This window comes from Shinella kummerowiae, from assembly GCF_009827055.1.
Taxonomy (GTDB): domain Bacteria; phylum Pseudomonadota; class Alphaproteobacteria; order Rhizobiales; family Rhizobiaceae; genus Shinella; species Shinella kummerowiae.
In genome coordinates, this window is sequence record NZ_WUMK01000007.1 from 172,208 (window position 1) to 188,503 (window position 16,296).

Genomic DNA, 16,296 nt, shown 5'->3' on the forward strand with positions numbered 1-16,296 from the left:
AGGCTCAGTCGTCGGTTTCGAGGTCGTAGACGAGAATGCCGGCGATGCCGCCTTCCGCGGCGGCGACGAGACGCCCGCCGGTCTGCTTGTGCTCGGGATCGTCCAGATAGGCGTCGCGGGCAAAACTATCGGCGAAATCGACGATAAAGCCATCGCCAAACCCTTTGTCCATGCCTTCTTCCGGGCTGACATTCGTGCCGATGTGCACGGCGAGCATGCCCGGGAGACGGCTCTTCAGCGCGTCGATCTCGTTGAACAATTCGGCCTTGTAATGGGCGGAAATGGTCGGCTTGAAGTGGATGAAGACGCAGTGGCGGATCATGGCTGCCCCTATCGGATGTTGGCGCGGGCGCGCGGGCGCGCGTCGTTGCGTTCATGCTGGAAGACCTGGGCCGGCAGTGCCGGCAGGCCGCGAATGATGTCGGCGCCCTTCTCGCCCACCATGATGGTCGGCGCATTGGTGTTGGCGGAAGGAACGCGCGGCATGACGGAACTGTCGCAGACGCGCAAACCTTCAAGCCCGTGCACCTTCAAATCGAGCCCGACGACCGCATCCGCGCCCGTACCCATCTTGCAGGTGCCGACAGGATGGTGGTCGGTCTTGGCATTGGCGCAACCGTAGTCGAACAGCTCCTCGTCGGTCATCGCCTTCGGCCCCGGCAGGCGCTCGGCCAGGACGAAGGGTTTCAGCGCTGCCTGCTGCAGGATTTCGCGGGCGATCTTCAGGCCTTCGATCGACATTTTGCGATCGTGCGGGTCTTCCCAATAGTTCGGGTCGATCAGCGGCGCGGCGGACGGATCGGCGGAGGAAAGCCGCACTGTGCCCTTCGAGCGCGGGTGCAGGTAAGCGGAGTTCAGCGTCACGCCGGCATTCTTCAGCTTTTCCACGCCCGCCTCGATGCCGGAGCCGAGGCCGAGATGGAACTGGATATCCGGCGAGCGGGCCTCCGGATCGGCATACCAGAAGCCGCCCGTCTCGAAGAGCGAGGAGGCGACGGGGCCGGAACGGAACAGCACATATTGCAGGCCGGCCCAGAGCGTCCGGTGCAGCTTGGCGACGCCGTCATAGGTGTGGTCGCCGGTGCATTCGGAAATCACGAACAGGTCGAGATGGTCCTGCAGGTTGGAGCCGACGCCGGGCAGGTCATGCTTGACCGGAACACCGACGGATTTCAGGTGGTCGGCCGGGCCAATGCCGGATTGCTGGAGCAGTTTCGGCGAGCCGATGGCGCCGGATGAGACCAGCACCTCGCGCTCCGCCCGGATGGTCTCGACGCCCTTGCCCGTCACCACCTCGACGCCGACCGCGCGAGAACCTTCGAGCACGATCCGGGCGACGCGCGCGCCGGTGCGGATCGTCAGGTTCTTTCGGTCCTTGATCGGCGACAGATAGGCGAGCGAGGCGGAGGAGCGGCGGCGGTTGCGCTGGGTCAGCTGGTAGAAGCCGACGCCGGCCTGCTGGCGGCCGTTGAAATCGTGATTGTAGGGAATGCCGAGTTCCTGGCCGGCGCGGATATAGGCGTCGCAGATCGGCAGCGCCGAAACCGGCATGGAAACGCCGAGCGGCCCGCCATAGGCGTGGTAGTCGTCGGCAAAACGCTGGTTGTCCTCGGCGCGCTTGAAATAGGGCAGGATTTCCCGATAGCTCCACCCTTCGCAGCCGTCTTCGCTGGCCCAGAGGTCGTAATCTGCCGCATTGCCACGCGCGTAGAGCTGGGCGTTGATCGACGAGCCGCCGCCGATCACCTTGGCCTGTGTGTAACGCAGCACGCGACCCTTCATGTGTTTCTGCGGCACGGTCTCCCAGCCCCAGCTTGCCACGCCCTTGGTCATCTTGGCGAAACCCGCCGGCATGTGGAACAGCGGATTCCAGTCCCCGCCGCCGGCTTCCAGCAGCAGCACGCGCACGGTTGGGTCTTCCGAGAGGCGGTTCGCCAAAACGCAGCCGGCCGGCCCTGCGCCGGTGATGATGTAGTCGTAGGTCATGCTGTTTCCTCAAGCATTCGTGTTGGAGGCGGCACTTTGCCCCTCATCCGCCTGCCGGCACCTTCTCCCCGCAAGCGGGGCGAAGGGGATAGCCGTGCCCTCTCGTCTCCCTCGCCCCGTTTGCGGGGAGAGGGCGGGGTGAGGGGCCAACCCATGTTCAAAGCCGGCCGATCGACAATCCGCCGTCGAGATTGATCACCGAGCCGGTGGCGAAACCGAACTTGCCGGTGGCAAGTGCTGCGGCCGCAGCGCCGATGTCGTCCGGTTCGCCCCAGCGTTTCATCGGCACGAGGCCGCCCTCGATCAGCGCGTCGTACTTCGCCGCCACACCGGCCGTCATGTCCGAGCGGATGATGCCGGGGCGGATTTCGAAGACGGCGATGCCCGTATCCGCCAGGCGCAGCGTCAGGCCCTGGCTGAAGGCGGCAAGCCCTGCCTTGGTCATGCAGTAATCAAGTCGTTCCGGCGAGGTGAGACCGGCCGAGACGGAGGTGATGTTGATGATCGTGCGCGAACCGGTCGCCTGTTTCGAATGCAGCATCGCCTTCAGGACGGCCTGGGTGAAGAACACCGTGCCGCGCAGGTTGGTGGCCACGATCGTGTCGAAATTCTCCGGCGAAAGATCGAGGAAATCGCCGCGCACGACGGAGGCGATGCCGGCATTGTTGACGAGGCAGCCGATGGCGCCGAGCTGGTCTTCGATGGCCGCGACGGTTGCCGCGTGCCCGGAAAGATCAGCAAGGTCGGCCTTCAGGTAGATCGCGCGGCTGCCTGCGGTCGCGAATTCGGCGAGCATGGCGTCGGTTGCTGCATCGCTGTCACCGATGCCGGTGATCGCGATGTCGAAACCGTCCGCCGCAAGCGCCCTGGCAATGCCAAGGCCGATGCCGCGGCGACCGCCGGTGACGATGGCGACGGGGCGTGCTGTTGTCGTCATGCGGCAAGGTCCCTCGATTTGATGTGGTCTGCGACGCGCAGCGCCTGGGCGGCGACACTGAGCGCTGGGTTCACCGCAGCCGAGGTCGGCAGGTAGGAGGCGTCGACCACGAAGAGGTTCGGATGATCGTAGGCGCGGCACCAGATATCGAGCGGCGCGGTCATCGGGTCGTTGCCGATGCGCACCGTGCCGCACTGGTGCGACGGCGTACGCTTGTCGAAGGCGCGGGCGAGCACGATCGGGAAGCCGGCCTTCTTCAGGGCACCTTTCAGCTTGGTGACGAGGTCGAGATGGGCCTGCCAGTTGGTGCGTGTCCACTTCATGACGATCCGGTCGCGGTCGACCGTGATGCGGCTCTCGGGATGCGGCAGGTCCTCGCTCATCGCGTAGAAGTCGATGCTGTGGGAGGCCACGCTTTCCAGCAGCCATTCCGGCACGGAGGGCATGTTGGCCTTCAGGATCTTTCCCGAGACGCGACCGAGCAACTGGACATTGCCGAGCGGCGCGCCGCCATTGCCGTCGGAGAGGTAATAGTCGTTGAAGCCGAAACTCTTCTGGTAGACGGAGGTGTTGCGGTAGAACGGCGAGACGCCGATCACGGCGCTCGAATTGTGGTTCATGAAGTTACGGCCGACCTGGTCGGAGCTGTTGGCGAGCCCCTTCGGATAGGCCTCCGAGGCCGAGCGCAGCAGAAGCACGGCCGATTGCACGGCGCCGGCCGAGAGGATGACCAGCTTCGGCGAGATGCTCTCCGCCTGATCGCCGCGCATGTAATGCACCGTCGAGATGGTGCGGCCATGTGGGGCGGTTGCGAGCCGCGTCACCCGGCAATGGGTGCGCAGCTCGACATTCGGATGTTTCAGCGCTTCGGCGAGTGCCGTGCTTTCCGCATCCATCTTGCCGTCATTGCTGTTCGGATGGGCATCCCAGGGCGTCTTCGCCTTGGCGAGCCAGCGGTCGATATCAACGCCGAGCGGCAGCGAATAGGGATGCAGCCCGTTCGCCTTCATCCTGGCGCGCACCTTCGCGATGGCCTGTTCGTCCGGCACGGGCGGAAAGGGATAGGGTGCGGAATGGTGCGGTTCGGTCGGGTCTTCGCCGAGCGTGCCGCGCACATTGAACAGTTTTTCGGCGGCGGAATACCACGGTTCCAGCTCTTCATAGGGGAAGGGCCAGGCGGGGGAGGTGCCCTCGCGATGCTTCATCTCCTCGAAATCTTCCCGCCGGTAGCGCACCAGCACCGCGCCGTAAAATTTCGAGTTGCCGCCGACATTGTAATAATTGCCGGGGTTAAAGGCCGTGCCGTCGGCCTCGTACCACATCTCCTTCGGGCGGAAATGGCCGCGCTGGAAGATGGCGCGCTGGTCGCGGTTTTCCGGGCGGTCGGGCAGGTGGTCGCCCGCCTCCAGGATGACGATCTTCGCGCCTGTCGGGGCAAGGGCGGCGGCCATGGTGGAGCCGCCGATGCCCGATCCGATGATGACGATGTCCGGCTGCGTGGTCATGGCTGTCTCAGGCGATGCGAAGCTGGCTTGCGGGGTCGAAGAACACCGCCTTGTCGAGGTTGAAGGCGAGGCGCGCCGTCTGGCCGGCGGCGATGCGCACGTCGGCGCGAAGACGGGCGACGATCTCCTTGCCGCCGAGATGGGTGACGGCGAAGGTGTCGGCGCCGGCCGGCTCCACCACCTCGATCAGGCAATCGCCCTCGGCAACCGTGCGGGCGTTGCGGTCCGCACCATCAGGATCGGTCAGCGCCTCCGGGCGGATGCCGAAGATCACGTCCTTGCCCTTGTAGGCGGCAAGCCCGCCCGGCGCGTTCGGCACCGACAGCACCAGCGGTTCCGCCTGGTGGCGCGCCAATGAGACGGCCATGCCGGTACCGTTCTGCTCGATCTTCGCCGAAAGCAGGTTCATCGCCGGCGAGCCCATGAAGTCGGCGACGAAGATGTTGGCCGGGTTGTTGTAGATTTCCGCCGGCGAGCCGAACTGTTGCAACACGCCGTCCTTCAAAACGGCGATCTTGGTGGCAAGCGTCATCGCCTCGATCTGGTCGTGCGTCACATAGACGATGGTGGTCTTCATGCGCTGGTGCAGGCGCTTGATTTCGGTGCGCATGTCGACGCGCAGCTTGGCATCGAGGTTCGACAGCGGCTCGTCGAACAGGAAGAGTTTCGGATCGCGCACGAGCGCCCGACCCATCGCGACGCGCTGGCGCTGGCCGCCGGAAAGCTGGCCCGGCTTGCGTTCCAGCAGATGGCCGATCTGCAACATGTCGGCGACCTGCTTGATCGCCTTGTCGCGCTCGTCCTTCGGCACGCCACGGATTTCCATGCCGAAGGCGATGTTTCCCGCGACGGTCATGTTCGGGTAGAGCGCGTAGGACTGGAACACCATGGCGATGTCGCGCTTGGATGGATGCAGGCCAGCGACCGAGCGGCCGTCGATGGCGATGTCGCCCGAGGTGATCGGCTCCAGGCCGGCGATGGTGTTGAGCAACGTGGACTTGCCGCAGCCGGACGGGCCGACGAGCACGAGAAAGCCGCCCTGTTCGATCTCGAGATTGATGTCCTTCAGGATTTCGAGCGATCCGTAGGATTTGCGCAGGTTGCTGATCTTCAGGAAAGACATGGACATTATCCTTTCACGGCGCCGGACATCAGGCCGCGCACGAAATACCGTCCGGAGACGATGTAGACGATGAGGGTGGGCAGGGCGGCGAGGATCGCGCCGGCGAAATGCACGTTGTATTCCTTCACGCCCGTCGAGGACTGGACGAGGTTGTTGAGCGCGACCGTCATCGGCGTCGTGTTGGCGCCGGAGAAGGAGGCGCCGAACAGGAAGTCGTTCCAGATATTGGTGAACTGCCAGATGACGGAGACGACGATGATCGGCCCGGAAGACGGCAGCAGGATGCGGTAGAAGATCTGGAAGAAGCTTGCGCCGTCGATCTGCGCCGCGCGCACCAGCTCGGTCGGGAAGTTTTCGTAGTAGTTGCGGAAATAGAGCGTGGTGAAGCCGAGGCCGTAGATGATGTGCACGAGGATCAGGCCCCAGAGCGAGCCGGCGAGGCCCAGCATGCCGAGGATGCGCGCCATCGGAATGAGTACGATCTGGAACGGAATGAAGCAGGAGAGCAGCAAGAGGCCGAAGAAGACGTTCGAGCCCCTGAACTGCCACTTGGTCAGCACGTAGCCGTTGAGCGCGCCGATGATGGTGGAGATCGCCACGGCCGGCACGACCATCAGGATCGAGTTGATGAAGAAGGGGCGAAGGCCGGTCGGCTGCACGCCGATCTGCGCGGTCGACCAGGCTTGCAGCCAGGGTTCGATCGTCCAGACCTTCGGCAGGTTCAGCATGCCGCCCTGGCGGATTTCCTCCAAGGGCTTCAGCGAATTGACCAGCATCACATAGAGCGGCAGCAGGTAGTAGACCGCAAACAGGATGAGGGCGGTGTAGATCAGGGCGCGCGTCAGCTTGTTGTGCGAGATGACGTTGTCGGGGTTCTGAGCGCTCATCGGCCTTTGCCTCCGCGGATTTCGGAATAGAGGTAGGGGATGATGATCGAGAAGATCATGACCAGCATGATGATGGCCGACGAGGCGCCGATGCCCATCTGGTTGCGGGTGAAGGTATAGGAATACATGAAGGTCGCCGGCAGTTCGGTCGCCTGGCCGGGGCCGCCGCCGGTCAAGGCGACGACAAGGTCGTAGGCCTTGATGGCGAGGTGGGCGAGCACGACGAAGGCCGACAGGAACACCGGGCGCATCAGCGGAATGATGATGCGGCGATAGATCGTCGAGGTCGAGGCGCCGTCGATCTGCGCGGCCTTGATGATCTCGTTGTCGACGCCGCGAAGGCCGGCGAGGAACATCGCCATGACGAAGCCGGAGGACTGCCAGACGGCGGCGATCACCACGCAGTAGATCGCGTAGTTGCGGTCCTTGATCCAGTTGAAGGCGAAGCTTTCCCAGCCCCAGAGGTGCATGGTGTTCTCAAGCCCGATGCCGGGGTCGAGGAACCATTTCCACGCGGTGCCCGTGACGATGAAGGAGAGCGCCATGGGATAGAGGTAGATGGGCCGCAGGATGCCTTCGGCACGGATCTTCTGGTCGAGCAGGATGGCGAGCCCGAGCCCCAGAACCGAGCAGATGACGATGTAGAGCGAGGCGAAGATCGCCAGATTCGAGATCGCCCGCCACCAGTGCGGCAGCGCCCAGAGCTTTGTATAGTTGCTGAGACCCACGAAATTGTAGGAGGGCAGCATCTTGCTGTCCGTCAGCGACAGGAAGCCCGTATAGGCGATGAAGCCGTAGACGAAGACGAGCACGATGAGGAAACTGGGTGCCAGCACGAGCTTCGGCAGAAGCTCCTGCAGCCGGCTTCGGCTATCCATGGTCGGTACCACCGTTGTTGTGTGTTTGTCGGCGGCGGGGCCATGCCCCTCATCCGCCTGCCGGCACCTTCTCCCCGCAGGCGGGGAGAAGGACATATGCCGTGACCTCTCCGTCGCCCTCTCCCCGTGAACGGGGAGAGGGCCGGGGTGAGGGGTAGCCTCGTTCGCTTACTTCGCGGCCTCGACGGCGGCCTTGAGTTCCGTCACGGCCTCCTCAGAGGAAAGCTCGCCGTTGAACTGGCGGGTCACGACGTCATAGATCGCGTTCTTGACGGAGGCTGGATTGGCGTGGCCATGCGCCATGGAGCCGAACAGCGAGCCATTGGTGTTGGCTTCCGCAAGGTCCTTGATGGCCTTCTTGCCGCAATCGTCGAAGGCTTCGTCCGAGACGTCGGTGCGGGCAGGGGCAGAACCCTTGACCACGTTGAAGGCCGACTGGAAGGCCGGGCTTTCGATGGCGGTCGCCATTTCGAGCTGCGAGGGGATCTTGGCCTCGGCAACCTTGAACATCGCGAACTGGTCGGAGTTGAAGGTGACCGAACCCTGCGTGCCCGGGAAGCGCATGCAGACGAAGTCCGTGCCCGGCTTCTTGCCGGCCTTGATGAATTCGCCCTTCGCCCAGTCGCCCATGAACTGCACGCCGGCCTTGCCTTCGATGACCATGGCGGACGCGAGGTTCCAGTCACGGCCCGAGAAGTTGTCGTCCACGTAGGAGCGCAGCTTCGTCATGCGGTCGAAGGCTTCCTTCATCTGGGCGCCGCCCAGCGTGTCCGGATCGAGGTCGATGAACGCCTTCTTGTAGAAGTCGTTGCCGAAGGACAGCACGACCGCGTCGAAGATCGTCGCGTCCTGCCACGGCTGGCCACCATGGGCGACCGGCGTGATGCCCTGTTCCTTGAACTTGTCGAGCAGGGCGACGAGTTCGTCCCAGTTCGCCGGTTCCTTGCCGCCTGCCTTGTCGAGGGCTGCCTTGTTGACCCAGACCCAGTTCGTGGAGTGCACGTTGACCGGGGCGGCGATCCAGTGGCCGTCATACTTGGAGAACTGCTGGAGTGCGGTCGGGATGACCTTGTCCCAGCCTTCCTTGGCGGCGATGTCGTCGAGATTGCCGAGAGCGCCTTCCTTGGCCCAGTCGAGAATGTCGAAGCCGAGCATCTGCACGGCGGTCGGCGCATTGCCGGCCGTGACGCGGGCGCGCAGCACCGTCATGGCTTCCGTGCCGCCGCCGCCGGCAACCGGCATGTCGGTCCAGGAAATGCCCTTGGCTTCCAGATCTTTCTTCAGGACGTCGAGAGCGGCAGCTTCGCCACCGGAGGTCCACCAGTGCAGAACCTCGACGCCTTCGGCTGCCTTGGCGGACATGCCGCCCATCGTCATCATTACCGCGGCGATTGCGGTGGTTGTCAGAAACTTGCGCATCGTATTCCTCCCGTTTGCAAGTTCGAGGGCGAGAGCCTCCTCCCGCCGATTTCCCCGAGGCCGTTGACGGCGTCGGAATTTCGTTTGCGGCTCAAAGTGCCGTGCCAATTTAAAACGTTGTAAATTTGCGGAGTCAAGCCATCCCAAGCGTCAGCCGGAACTGCTTTCGCAAATGCGGTAAATTCGGGCAATTCAGGCGATTGGCGCAAATTCGGGCGCTTGCTGCGCCGCACGGAAAACGTTTTAAATTCTGTGCGGTGCAAGATTGCTAGCGGCGTGGCGCGTCGGTATGGTGCCGCCGATCGACTGCTGCAATCCAAAGAAACGCACCCGTGTCCCGCATCGAAAAGCCCGCCGACAGTGAACCAGCCCGCAACCCGTCCCGAGCCGGCAAGCCGACGCTGAAGACGATTGCCGAAATGACGGGTCTGGCCATCACTACGGTCTCGCGCGCGCTCGGCAATGCGCCGCAGATTTCCGAAAACACCCGTCGGCGCGTGCATGAGGTCGCCGCCGAGATCGGCTACCTGCCCGACCGCGCCGCGCAACGCCTCAAGACCGGCCGCACCAATGTCATTTCCGTGCTGCTCGATCCGCACGAGGAAATCCTCGGCTTCGGCACGTCCATCATGCACGGCCTGGCGCGCGCGCTGCAGACGACGCCCTACCACCTCATCGTCACGCCGAATTTTCTCGACGGCAGCAATGTCGATGCCGTCAACTACATCATCCGCAACGGCATGGCCGACGGCCTGATCTTTTCGCGCACCGAGCCCTTCGATCCGCGTGTGCGGCTGCTGCTCGAAAACGGCTTTCCCTTCGTCACCCATGGCCGCACGGAGTTCTCCACTCCGCATGCCTTCGTCGACTACGACAACTACGCCTTCGCCTACGAGGCCACCAAACGCCTGATCGTCAAGGGACGCCGCAAGGTCACGATCATCCTGCCGCCGAAGCGCCTGACCTTCCACCAGCACATGCTGCACGGCTTCATGACCGCGGTGCGCGAGGCCGGCATCGCCTACGAAATTCCCGACACGCTCGATCTCGACAGTCCCGCCGACATGATCCGCGACTATGTGCGCCGCCGCAGCGGTGAGCCCGATCCGCCGGATGGTTTCGCCTGTCCCGGCGAGGTCTCGGCGCTCGCCACCATCACCGGCATGAGCGACCAGGGCCTTACCCTTGGCGCGGAATACGATATCGTCGCCAAGCAGACCTCGCTGCTCTTGAGCCAGATTCAGCCCAAGGTCGAGACGATCTACGAGGACCTCAAGGCGGCCGGCGAGGCGATGGGACAGTTGCTCTTGCAACGCATCGCCGGCGAGCCTGTCGAGGACCTGACGATCCTGCAAAGCCCGCAATTCGGCTTCCCGACGCCCTGAGCGGGCGGCAAAACCGATCCCATCCATGGTTGTCGGGAAGGGTTTTGTCATCGCGGCATCCACCAGCCGGTGCGCGCGCCCATATGCATGTTGAGCGTCTTGGTCTCGGTATAATCCTCCACCGCATGGCGGCCGAGTTCGCGGCCGAGGCCGGACTGGCGGTAGCCGCCGAAGGGCAGTTCGGATGCGCCGTCCATGAAGGTGTTCATCCAGACCGTGCCGGCGCGCACTTTGCGGCCGATGGTCAGGCAGGTGTCGAAATCGCGGCTCCACACACCGGCCGACAGGCCGTAGTCGATGGCGTTGGCAATGCGGATCGCCTCTTGCGTCGTCTCGAAGGTCAGCACCGACAGCACCGGGCCAAAAACCTCCTCGCGGGCGACCGTCATCTCGGGCAGCACGCCGGAGAGGACGGTCGGCGCCATGAACTGGCCGAGGCCGAGATCGAGGGCGCCGCCGCCGAGCGCCACCGAAGCGCCGGCTTTGGTCGCGCCATCCACATAGGAGCCGATCTTTTCCAGGTGCTGCGGCGTGATGATCGCGCCGACCTGTGTCGTCGGATCGAGCGGATCGCCGACTTTGACCTTTTTTGCGAGTTCAGCGATGCGGGCGGTGACGTCCGCCGCGATCGATTTGTGCAGGATCAGCCGCGAGCCGGCATTGCAGCATTCACCGGCGTTGAAATAGGCGCCGAACACCGCGGCGTCGAGAAATTCGTCGAGATTGGCATCGGGGAAGACGATCTGCGGGTTCTTGCCGCCGAGTTCCAGCGAGACCTTTTTCAGCGTCTGCGCGGCATTGGCCATCGTCAGGCGGCCGACGCCGGTGGAGCCGGTAAACGAGACCATGTCGACGTCGGGATGGGTCGTCATCGGCGCGCCGACCTCGGGGCCGGTGCCGGTGAGGATGTTGACGACACCGGCGGGCACGCCCGCTTCGATGAGGATTTCGCCGAGCACCAGCGTCGAGCCGGAGGTGAGCTCCGACGGCTTGACGACCGTCGTGCAGCCGGCGGCGAGCGCGAAGGGCAGCTTCTGGCTGACGATCAGGAAGGGGAAGTTCCACGGCGTGATGATGGAGACGACGCCGATCGCCTCGCGCAACACGACGCCGAGCGTGCCTTCGCCGAGCGTGTTATAGCTCTCGCCATGCAGATCGCGGGCAAGCGCTGCGGCATAGCGCCAGATATCGGCGGCACCACCGAGTTCGCCCTTCGCCTGGCTGATCGGCTTGCCGCTCTCGATGCAGTCGAGGAAGGCGAGTTCATCGGCGCGTGCGGCGATGAGGTCGGCGGCTTTCAGCAGGATGTTGGAGCGCTCGGCGCCCGTCATGGTCGGCCATGGGCCGTCGTCGAAGGCTTTTCGCGCGGCTGCGATGGCGCGCTCGGCATCGGCCTTGGTGCCGGCCGGGTAGCGGCTCACCACGATGCCGTGGCCGGGGGCCACGCGTTCGAGCGCGGGGCCGGCGCCTTCCGTCCAGACGCCGTTAATCAGCATGCGGAAATCGCGTGCCTTGAAGTTTTCCAGCGCCTTCGGCTTCACATGCGCGGTCATTACCATTCTCCCTTGAAGTCTGCGGGGCGTTTGCTCGTGAAGGCGGCAACGCCCTCCTTCAGGTCCCCGGTCTTGGCAACGAGGATCGAGCCGAGGGCCTCCACCGCCGCACCATTGTCTTCGCCATTCGCCACGGCGATCATCAGTTTCGAAACTTCCGTCGCCGCGGGCCCGCGGGCCGCGATGCGGGCGGCGTAAGCCTTGGCTGCTTCGACAGCCGTTCCGGTCTCCACAACCTGGTCGACGATGCCGAGCGTCTGTGCCTCCACGGCTGTCAGCACCTCGCCGCCGAGCAGCATGCGGCGCACGGCCTGTGCGCCAAAGCGCTTCACCAGCCGCTGCGTGCCGGACCAGCCGGGCACCATGCCGAGGCCGGCTTCCGGCAGGCCGATCTTCACCTGTGTTTCGGCGATGCGAATGTCGGCGGCGGCCGCCAGTTCCAGCCCGCCACCCAGCGCATGGCCGTTGACAGCGGCGATCAGCGGCATGCGCAAGGTCGCCAGCCGTTCGAAGACGCGGTGGCCGAAGCGCACCCAGGCATGGCCGAATGCATTGGCTTCCATGCCGGCCCAGGCGCGGATATCGCCGCCCGCCGAAAAGGCCTTGCCCTCGCCGGTCAGGATCGCGACGCGCACGGCAGCATTCGCCTCGATCTCGTCGCAGGCAGCCGAAAGCTCCTTCAGCATGTCGATGTCGAAGGCGTTCGCCTTTTCCGGCCGCGCGACGGTAATCGTCGCGACGTCGCCTTCGACGGAGATGCGGATGCGCGGCTCAGCCATGATGTGCTCCTGCCAGCTGGCGCGGTGCCTTCTGCGGCAGCGTCAGGCCGATCGGCGCATCGCTGAACAGTGCGGCATCCATCACCTTCAGGTCCGGCGAAACGATGAGGTCGAATTCCGACTGGTCGAGGATGTGCGCCTGCAGATCGACGCCCGGCGCGATCTCGGTGAGCACGATACCTTCCTGCGTCAGCTTCAGCACGCAGCGTTCGGTGACATAGGTGATGTCCTGCCCCTGCGCCACGCCGCGCGGGCCGGAGAAGGTGACATGCTCGACGGCGTTGACCAGCTTCTTCAGCTTGCCTTCCTTCTCGATCACCAGCTTGCCGCCCTCGACGACGAGTTTGGCGCCGGCATTGAACATGCCGGAGAAGACGATCTTCTTCGCCCGCGCCGTGATATCGACGAAGCCGCCGGCGCCTGCCGTCACATGTGGTCGGAACGAGAGCTTCGACACATTGACCGAGCCGTCCTTGCCGATTTCCAGGAAGGAGAGCAGCGAGGCATCAAAACCCGCGCCCTGGAAATAGGTGAACTGATAGGGCGAGGGCATGAAGGCATCGGCATTCGACGCGCAGCCGAAGGCGAAGTCGAGCAGCGGCACGCCGCCGACGGCGCCCTGTTCGATCACCCAGGTGACGGCTCCATGCAGGCCTTCTTCGAGCAGGATGCGCGGCACGTTGGCGGAAATGCCGAAGCCGAGATTGACGGCGCTGCCGGCCTCCAGCTCCTGCGCCACGCGACGGGCGATGACCTTCTGGATGTTGAATTCCGGCACGCGGAATGTGTCGAGCGGCCGGAAGATTTCGCCGGAAATCGCCGGGTCGTACAGAGTCTGCGTCGTCTGCTTCTGGTCCGGATCGACGACGATGTAATCGACCAGCACACCGGGAACGCGCACGTCATGCGGCTTCAGCGAACCGTCCTTGACGATGCGCTTGACCTGCGCAATCACGATGCCGCCATTGTTGCGGGCGGCGAGCGCCTGGTCGAGGCCGCCGAGATAGGCGCCCTCGTGTTCATAGGTCAGGTTGCCGCGCTCGTCGGCCGTGGTGGCGCGGATGATCGCCACCTGCGGCGCGATCGCCTTGAAATACAGCCAGTCCTCGCCGGCGAAGGTGATTTTTTCGACAAGCGGGGTCTTTGCCGCCGAAGCATTCATCGCGCAGCCTTCGCGGCTCGGATCGACGAAGGTTTCGAGGCCGACCTTGGTGATCACGCCGGGGCGCTTGGCGGCGGCCTCGCGGTGCATGTCAAAGAGAATGCCGGACGGCACGTTATAGGCGGCAACCTCGTCGCTGCCGATCATCTGCCAGATCAGCGGCGGTTCGGACGAGGAGGGGCCGGACGGATAGGAGCCGCCGATGATCGTCTTCAGCAGGCCCTTTTTCGCGATGTAATCCACGCCCTTGATGCCGCTCATGTCGCCGGCGGCGATGGGATGCAGCGTGGTGAGGTTCTGCGGATGGCCGGTCTCGTCGAAGCGCTCGCCGATCGCCTTCAACGTCAGGTCCGGGCAGCCGAGGCCGGAGGAGGAGGAGACCGAAACGACGGCGCCGTCCGGGATCAGATCTGCGGCCTGGCGTGGCGTGATATGCTTGCTCATGGTCTTTTAGAGTCCAGGTTCGATGCTGACCGTGCGGCCTGTGCGGGCCGCCTCGACGACCGCCAGCCCCGCGGCCAGCGACCAGACGCCGTCCTCGCCCGTGGCCGAGGGCTGTCCCTTGCCGGCGATTGCCACATGAAAGGCGGCAAGTGCCGTTTCATAGAGATTGCGGTGGTCGAGCGGCAGCTCCTGTTCGCCATTCGCGTCGCGCAGCGTCACGGTGCCGGCGGCGCGCTGGCTCATGACGTTGCGGCCGATCAGCGAACCGTCCGTGCCGTGCACTTCCAGGCCGGTTTCGGCGAATTTGGTGGTGAAACCATCGTGGAACTGCGCGATCACGCCGTTCTCGAAACGCAGCACGCCCATCACGGCATCTTCCAGCCCGGCCTTGCCCATGCCGCCGGCCTGCGAAAAGGCGATCGCTTCCACCGGATTGGCGTCCAGCACGAAGCGCAGCGTGTCGGCGTCGTGCACGGTGATGTCGAGGATCACGCCGCCGCCGGCTTCCGGCTTGTCGAGGCGCCAGCCCTGCAGGTGCGGCGGCAGGTAGACGGCATGGAAGACGCGGGCCGACAGCGGCTGGCCGATGCGGCCGGCCTTGATTGCCGCGCGCATGGCGCCGTGCGTCGCCGCATTGCGCAGGTGGTGGTTGGTCGCCATGACGACGCCGGCATCCTGCGCGGCCTTGACCATGCCGCGGGCGTCCTCAAGCGACATGGCGAGCGGCTTTTCGCAGAGAATATGCTTTCCCGCCCTGGCCGCTGCCAGTGCCTGGTCGCGGTGCAGTTCGTTGGTCGTCGAAATATAGACGGCGTCGATTTCGGGATCATTCACCAGGTCGGCGAGCGTGGTGACCGATTTCGCAATGCCCTGCGCATCCGCATAGGCCCTGCCGCGCTCGGCATTCGTGCTCATCACGGAGACGATTTCGCCGCCCGTCGCGCGGATTGCGCCGATCACCCATTCCTTGGCGATCGTGCTCGCCCCGATCAAACCCCACCGTGTCATGCCGAAATCCTCCTCGTCTTGTCGTTCGATCCGGCGCCGCAGCTCTGGCGCACGACGAGGCGCACGGAACTGACGATCGCCTCGGGCTCTACCCGGCCCGCATTGATCTGTTTCAAAAGCAGTTGCGCCGCACGCCGGCCCATGCCCTGCGGATCGACGGAAACCGTCGTCAGCGCGGGGACTGCGGTTTCGGCCTCGATCACGTCGTCGAAGCCGACCACGCCGAAATCGCGACCCGGCTCCTTGCCGGCGGCCCGCAGGCCATCGCAGACGCCGAAGGCGGCCGCGTCGTTGAAGCACAGCGCGGCGGTCGGCGGTTCGGGCAGCAGCAGGGCGCGCTCGATGGCCGCGACACCGCCGGCGCGCGATGCCGTCGTGGCGATGACGAGGGAATTCTGAGCCTCAAGCCCACCCTCCGCCAGCGCCTCGCGCCAGCCCTGGACACGCTCGGTAAACACCGTGGTGTTCGAGATACCGCCGAGGAAGGCGATACGGCGATGGCCGAGCGCGATGAGGTGCCGTACGGCATCTTTCGCGCCGGCATAATTGTCGGAAAACAGCGTCGAGACCTTCGCACCGACCACGTTGCGCACCACGGCGACGACGGGAATGCCGCTTGCCACCAGCGGCTTCAGGTCGGCGGCTTCCGTGCCGCGGGCAGGCGAGAAGATGAGGCCGGCAATGCCATGCTCGCGCATCGAGGCGATGACCTCGCGCTGGCGGTCGACGCTTTCGGCGGAGTTCGACAGGAACTGCACATAGCCGGCGGACTGCATGACCATGTCCATGCCGACGGCAAGTTCCGCGAAGAAGGAGTTGGTGAGGTCGTTGACGATGATGCCGATGATGCGCGAGGAGGCGGACTGGCGCAGGTTCGCCGCACCGCGATTGTAGACATAGCCAAGCTCGCGAATGGTGGCATTCACCTTGGCGCGGGTCGCCTCGTTCACGAGCGGGCTTGCCTGCAGGACGAGCGATACCGTCGACTTCGACACGCCGGCAGCGCGCGCAATATCGATGACGGTTACCCGGCCTTTGTTCACGATCATCCTCCCTGTGCGAGGCGTTGTGTGCTCGCTTGTTGGGTGCAGTTAATTGGATCGTTCCAATTTTGTCAAGAGATGTTTGGCGGGTTTGGTGACGGGCTTGATCCTGCGGTTTTCTTGTTTGTAGCGCTCCCTTCTTCCCGTCATGGTCGGGCTTGGCCCCGACCATCCATGCGGCGCGCTC

General features: G+C 64.5%; 14 protein-coding genes. 1 reads left to right on the top strand and 13 read right to left on the bottom strand.

Translation table 11 applies throughout. The features are described 5' to 3' along the window. Positions 1 to 4: 4 nt before the first annotated feature. From GR138_RS19205 to GR138_RS19240, 8 genes are all read right to left on the bottom strand, one after another. Positions 5 to 322, bottom strand: a complete 318-nt coding sequence (locus tag GR138_RS19205) for a Dabb family protein (RefSeq protein WP_160860875.1) — start codon at positions 320 to 322, stop codon at positions 5 to 7. 8 nt (positions 323 to 330) lie between these two features. Continuing rightward, a complete protein-coding gene (locus GR138_RS19210; protein WP_160860876.1) occupies positions 331 to 1,986 on the bottom strand; it encodes a GMC family oxidoreductase in 1,656 nt (551 codons plus the stop codon). 157 nt (positions 1,987 to 2,143) lie between these two features. Continuing rightward, on the bottom strand, positions 2,144 to 2,923 hold the full coding sequence (locus tag GR138_RS19215) for a 3-ketoacyl-ACP reductase (protein ID WP_160860877.1): 780 nt from the start codon (positions 2,921 to 2,923) through the stop codon (positions 2,144 to 2,146). Then, positions 2,920 to 4,428, bottom strand: a complete 1,509-nt coding sequence (locus GR138_RS19220; protein WP_160860878.1) for an FAD-dependent oxidoreductase — start codon at positions 4,426 to 4,428, stop codon at positions 2,920 to 2,922. The genes GR138_RS19215 and GR138_RS19220 overlap by 4 nt, the downstream gene beginning before the upstream one ends. Before the next feature lie 7 nt (positions 4,429 to 4,435). Continuing rightward, the gene (locus tag GR138_RS19225) at positions 4,436 to 5,551 is read right to left on the bottom strand and encodes an ABC transporter ATP-binding protein (RefSeq protein WP_160860879.1); all 1,116 of its coding nucleotides are present in this window, start codon (positions 5,549 to 5,551) and stop codon (positions 4,436 to 4,438) included. A gap of 5 nt (positions 5,552 to 5,556) precedes the next feature. Next, positions 5,557 to 6,438 (bottom strand): carbohydrate ABC transporter permease, encoded by an 882-nt coding sequence (locus GR138_RS19230; RefSeq protein WP_160860880.1) that lies wholly within the window; start codon positions 6,436 to 6,438, stop codon positions 5,557 to 5,559. Then, entirely contained in the window at positions 6,435 to 7,316 is an 882-nt protein-coding gene (locus tag GR138_RS19235; RefSeq protein ID WP_160860881.1) for a carbohydrate ABC transporter permease, read from the bottom strand. Before GR138_RS19235 ends, GR138_RS19230 begins: the two co-directional genes overlap by 4 nt. Positions 7,317 to 7,484: 168 nt before the next feature. After that, positions 7,485 to 8,735, bottom strand: coding sequence for an ABC transporter substrate-binding protein (locus tag GR138_RS19240; protein ID WP_160860882.1), 1,251 nt, complete (start codon positions 8,733 to 8,735; stop codon positions 7,485 to 7,487). A 419-nt stretch (positions 8,736 to 9,154) separates the two neighbouring features. Here GR138_RS19240 and GR138_RS19245 point away from each other — a divergent pair, with 419 nt between their 5' ends. Further along, positions 9,155 to 10,120 (top strand): LacI family transcriptional regulator, encoded by a 966-nt coding sequence (locus GR138_RS19245; protein WP_160861081.1) that lies wholly within the window; start codon positions 9,155 to 9,157, stop codon positions 10,118 to 10,120. A gap of 47 nt (positions 10,121 to 10,167) precedes the next feature. On the opposite strand, the gene GR138_RS19250 is transcribed toward GR138_RS19245, so the two are convergent. From GR138_RS19250 to GR138_RS19270, 5 genes are read right to left on the bottom strand one after another with little or no spacing between them, the layout of a single operon-like run. Beyond that, the gene (locus GR138_RS19250) at positions 10,168 to 11,673 is read right to left on the bottom strand and encodes an aldehyde dehydrogenase family protein (RefSeq protein WP_160860883.1); all 1,506 of its coding nucleotides are present in this window, start codon (positions 11,671 to 11,673) and stop codon (positions 10,168 to 10,170) included. Then, on the bottom strand, positions 11,673 to 12,452 hold the full coding sequence (locus GR138_RS19255; protein ID WP_160860884.1) for an enoyl-CoA hydratase/isomerase family protein: 780 nt from the start codon (positions 12,450 to 12,452) through the stop codon (positions 11,673 to 11,675). Before GR138_RS19255 ends, GR138_RS19250 begins: the two co-directional genes overlap by 1 nt. After that, positions 12,445 to 14,058, bottom strand: a complete 1,614-nt coding sequence (locus GR138_RS19260; RefSeq protein ID WP_160860885.1) for an acyl CoA:acetate/3-ketoacid CoA transferase — start codon at positions 14,056 to 14,058, stop codon at positions 12,445 to 12,447. The genes GR138_RS19255 and GR138_RS19260 overlap by 8 nt, the downstream gene beginning before the upstream one ends. 6 nt (positions 14,059 to 14,064) lie before the next feature. Beyond that, positions 14,065 to 15,066, bottom strand: a complete 1,002-nt coding sequence (locus tag GR138_RS19265) for a Gfo/Idh/MocA family protein (protein ID WP_160860886.1) — start codon at positions 15,064 to 15,066, stop codon at positions 14,065 to 14,067. Continuing rightward, a complete protein-coding gene (locus GR138_RS19270; protein ID WP_160860887.1) occupies positions 15,063 to 16,109 on the bottom strand; it encodes a substrate-binding domain-containing protein in 1,047 nt (348 codons plus the stop codon). Before GR138_RS19270 ends, GR138_RS19265 begins: the two co-directional genes overlap by 4 nt. Positions 16,110 to 16,296: the final 187 nt, after the last annotated feature.

Coding starts and splice junctions, on each gene's coding strand:
- GR138_RS19255 (WP_160860884.1), bottom strand. CDS start 12,452: ATGGCTGAGCCGCGCATCCGCATCTCCGTCGAAGGCGACGTCGCGACG.
- GR138_RS19205 (WP_160860875.1), bottom strand. CDS start 322: ATGATCCGCCACTGCGTCTTCATCCACTTCAAGCCGACCATTTCCGCC.
- GR138_RS19250 (WP_160860883.1), bottom strand. CDS start 11,673: ATGACCGCGCATGTGAAGCCGAAGGCGCTGGAAAACTTCAAGGCACGC.
- GR138_RS19245 (WP_160861081.1), top strand. CDS start 9,155: ATGACGGGTCTGGCCATCACTACGGTCTCGCGCGCGCTCGGCAATGCG.
- GR138_RS19265 (WP_160860886.1), bottom strand. CDS start 15,066: ATGACACGGTGGGGTTTGATCGGGGCGAGCACGATCGCCAAGGAATGG.
- GR138_RS19260 (WP_160860885.1), bottom strand. CDS start 14,058: ATGAGCAAGCATATCACGCCACGCCAGGCCGCAGATCTGATCCCGGAC.
- GR138_RS19215 (WP_160860877.1), bottom strand. CDS start 2,923: ATGACGACAACAGCACGCCCCGTCGCCATCGTCACCGGCGGTCGCCGC.
- GR138_RS19220 (WP_160860878.1), bottom strand. CDS start 4,428: ATGACCACGCAGCCGGACATCGTCATCATCGGATCGGGCATCGGCGGC.
- GR138_RS19225 (WP_160860879.1), bottom strand. CDS start 5,551: ATGTCTTTCCTGAAGATCAGCAACCTGCGCAAATCCTACGGATCGCTC.
- GR138_RS19230 (WP_160860880.1), bottom strand. CDS start 6,438: ATGAGCGCTCAGAACCCCGACAACGTCATCTCGCACAACAAGCTGACG.
- GR138_RS19210 (WP_160860876.1), bottom strand. CDS start 1,986: ATGACCTACGACTACATCATCACCGGCGCAGGGCCGGCCGGCTGCGTT.
- GR138_RS19240 (WP_160860882.1), bottom strand. CDS start 8,735: ATGCGCAAGTTTCTGACAACCACCGCAATCGCCGCGGTAATGATGACG.
- GR138_RS19235 (WP_160860881.1), bottom strand. CDS start 7,316: ATGGATAGCCGAAGCCGGCTGCAGGAGCTTCTGCCGAAGCTCGTGCTG.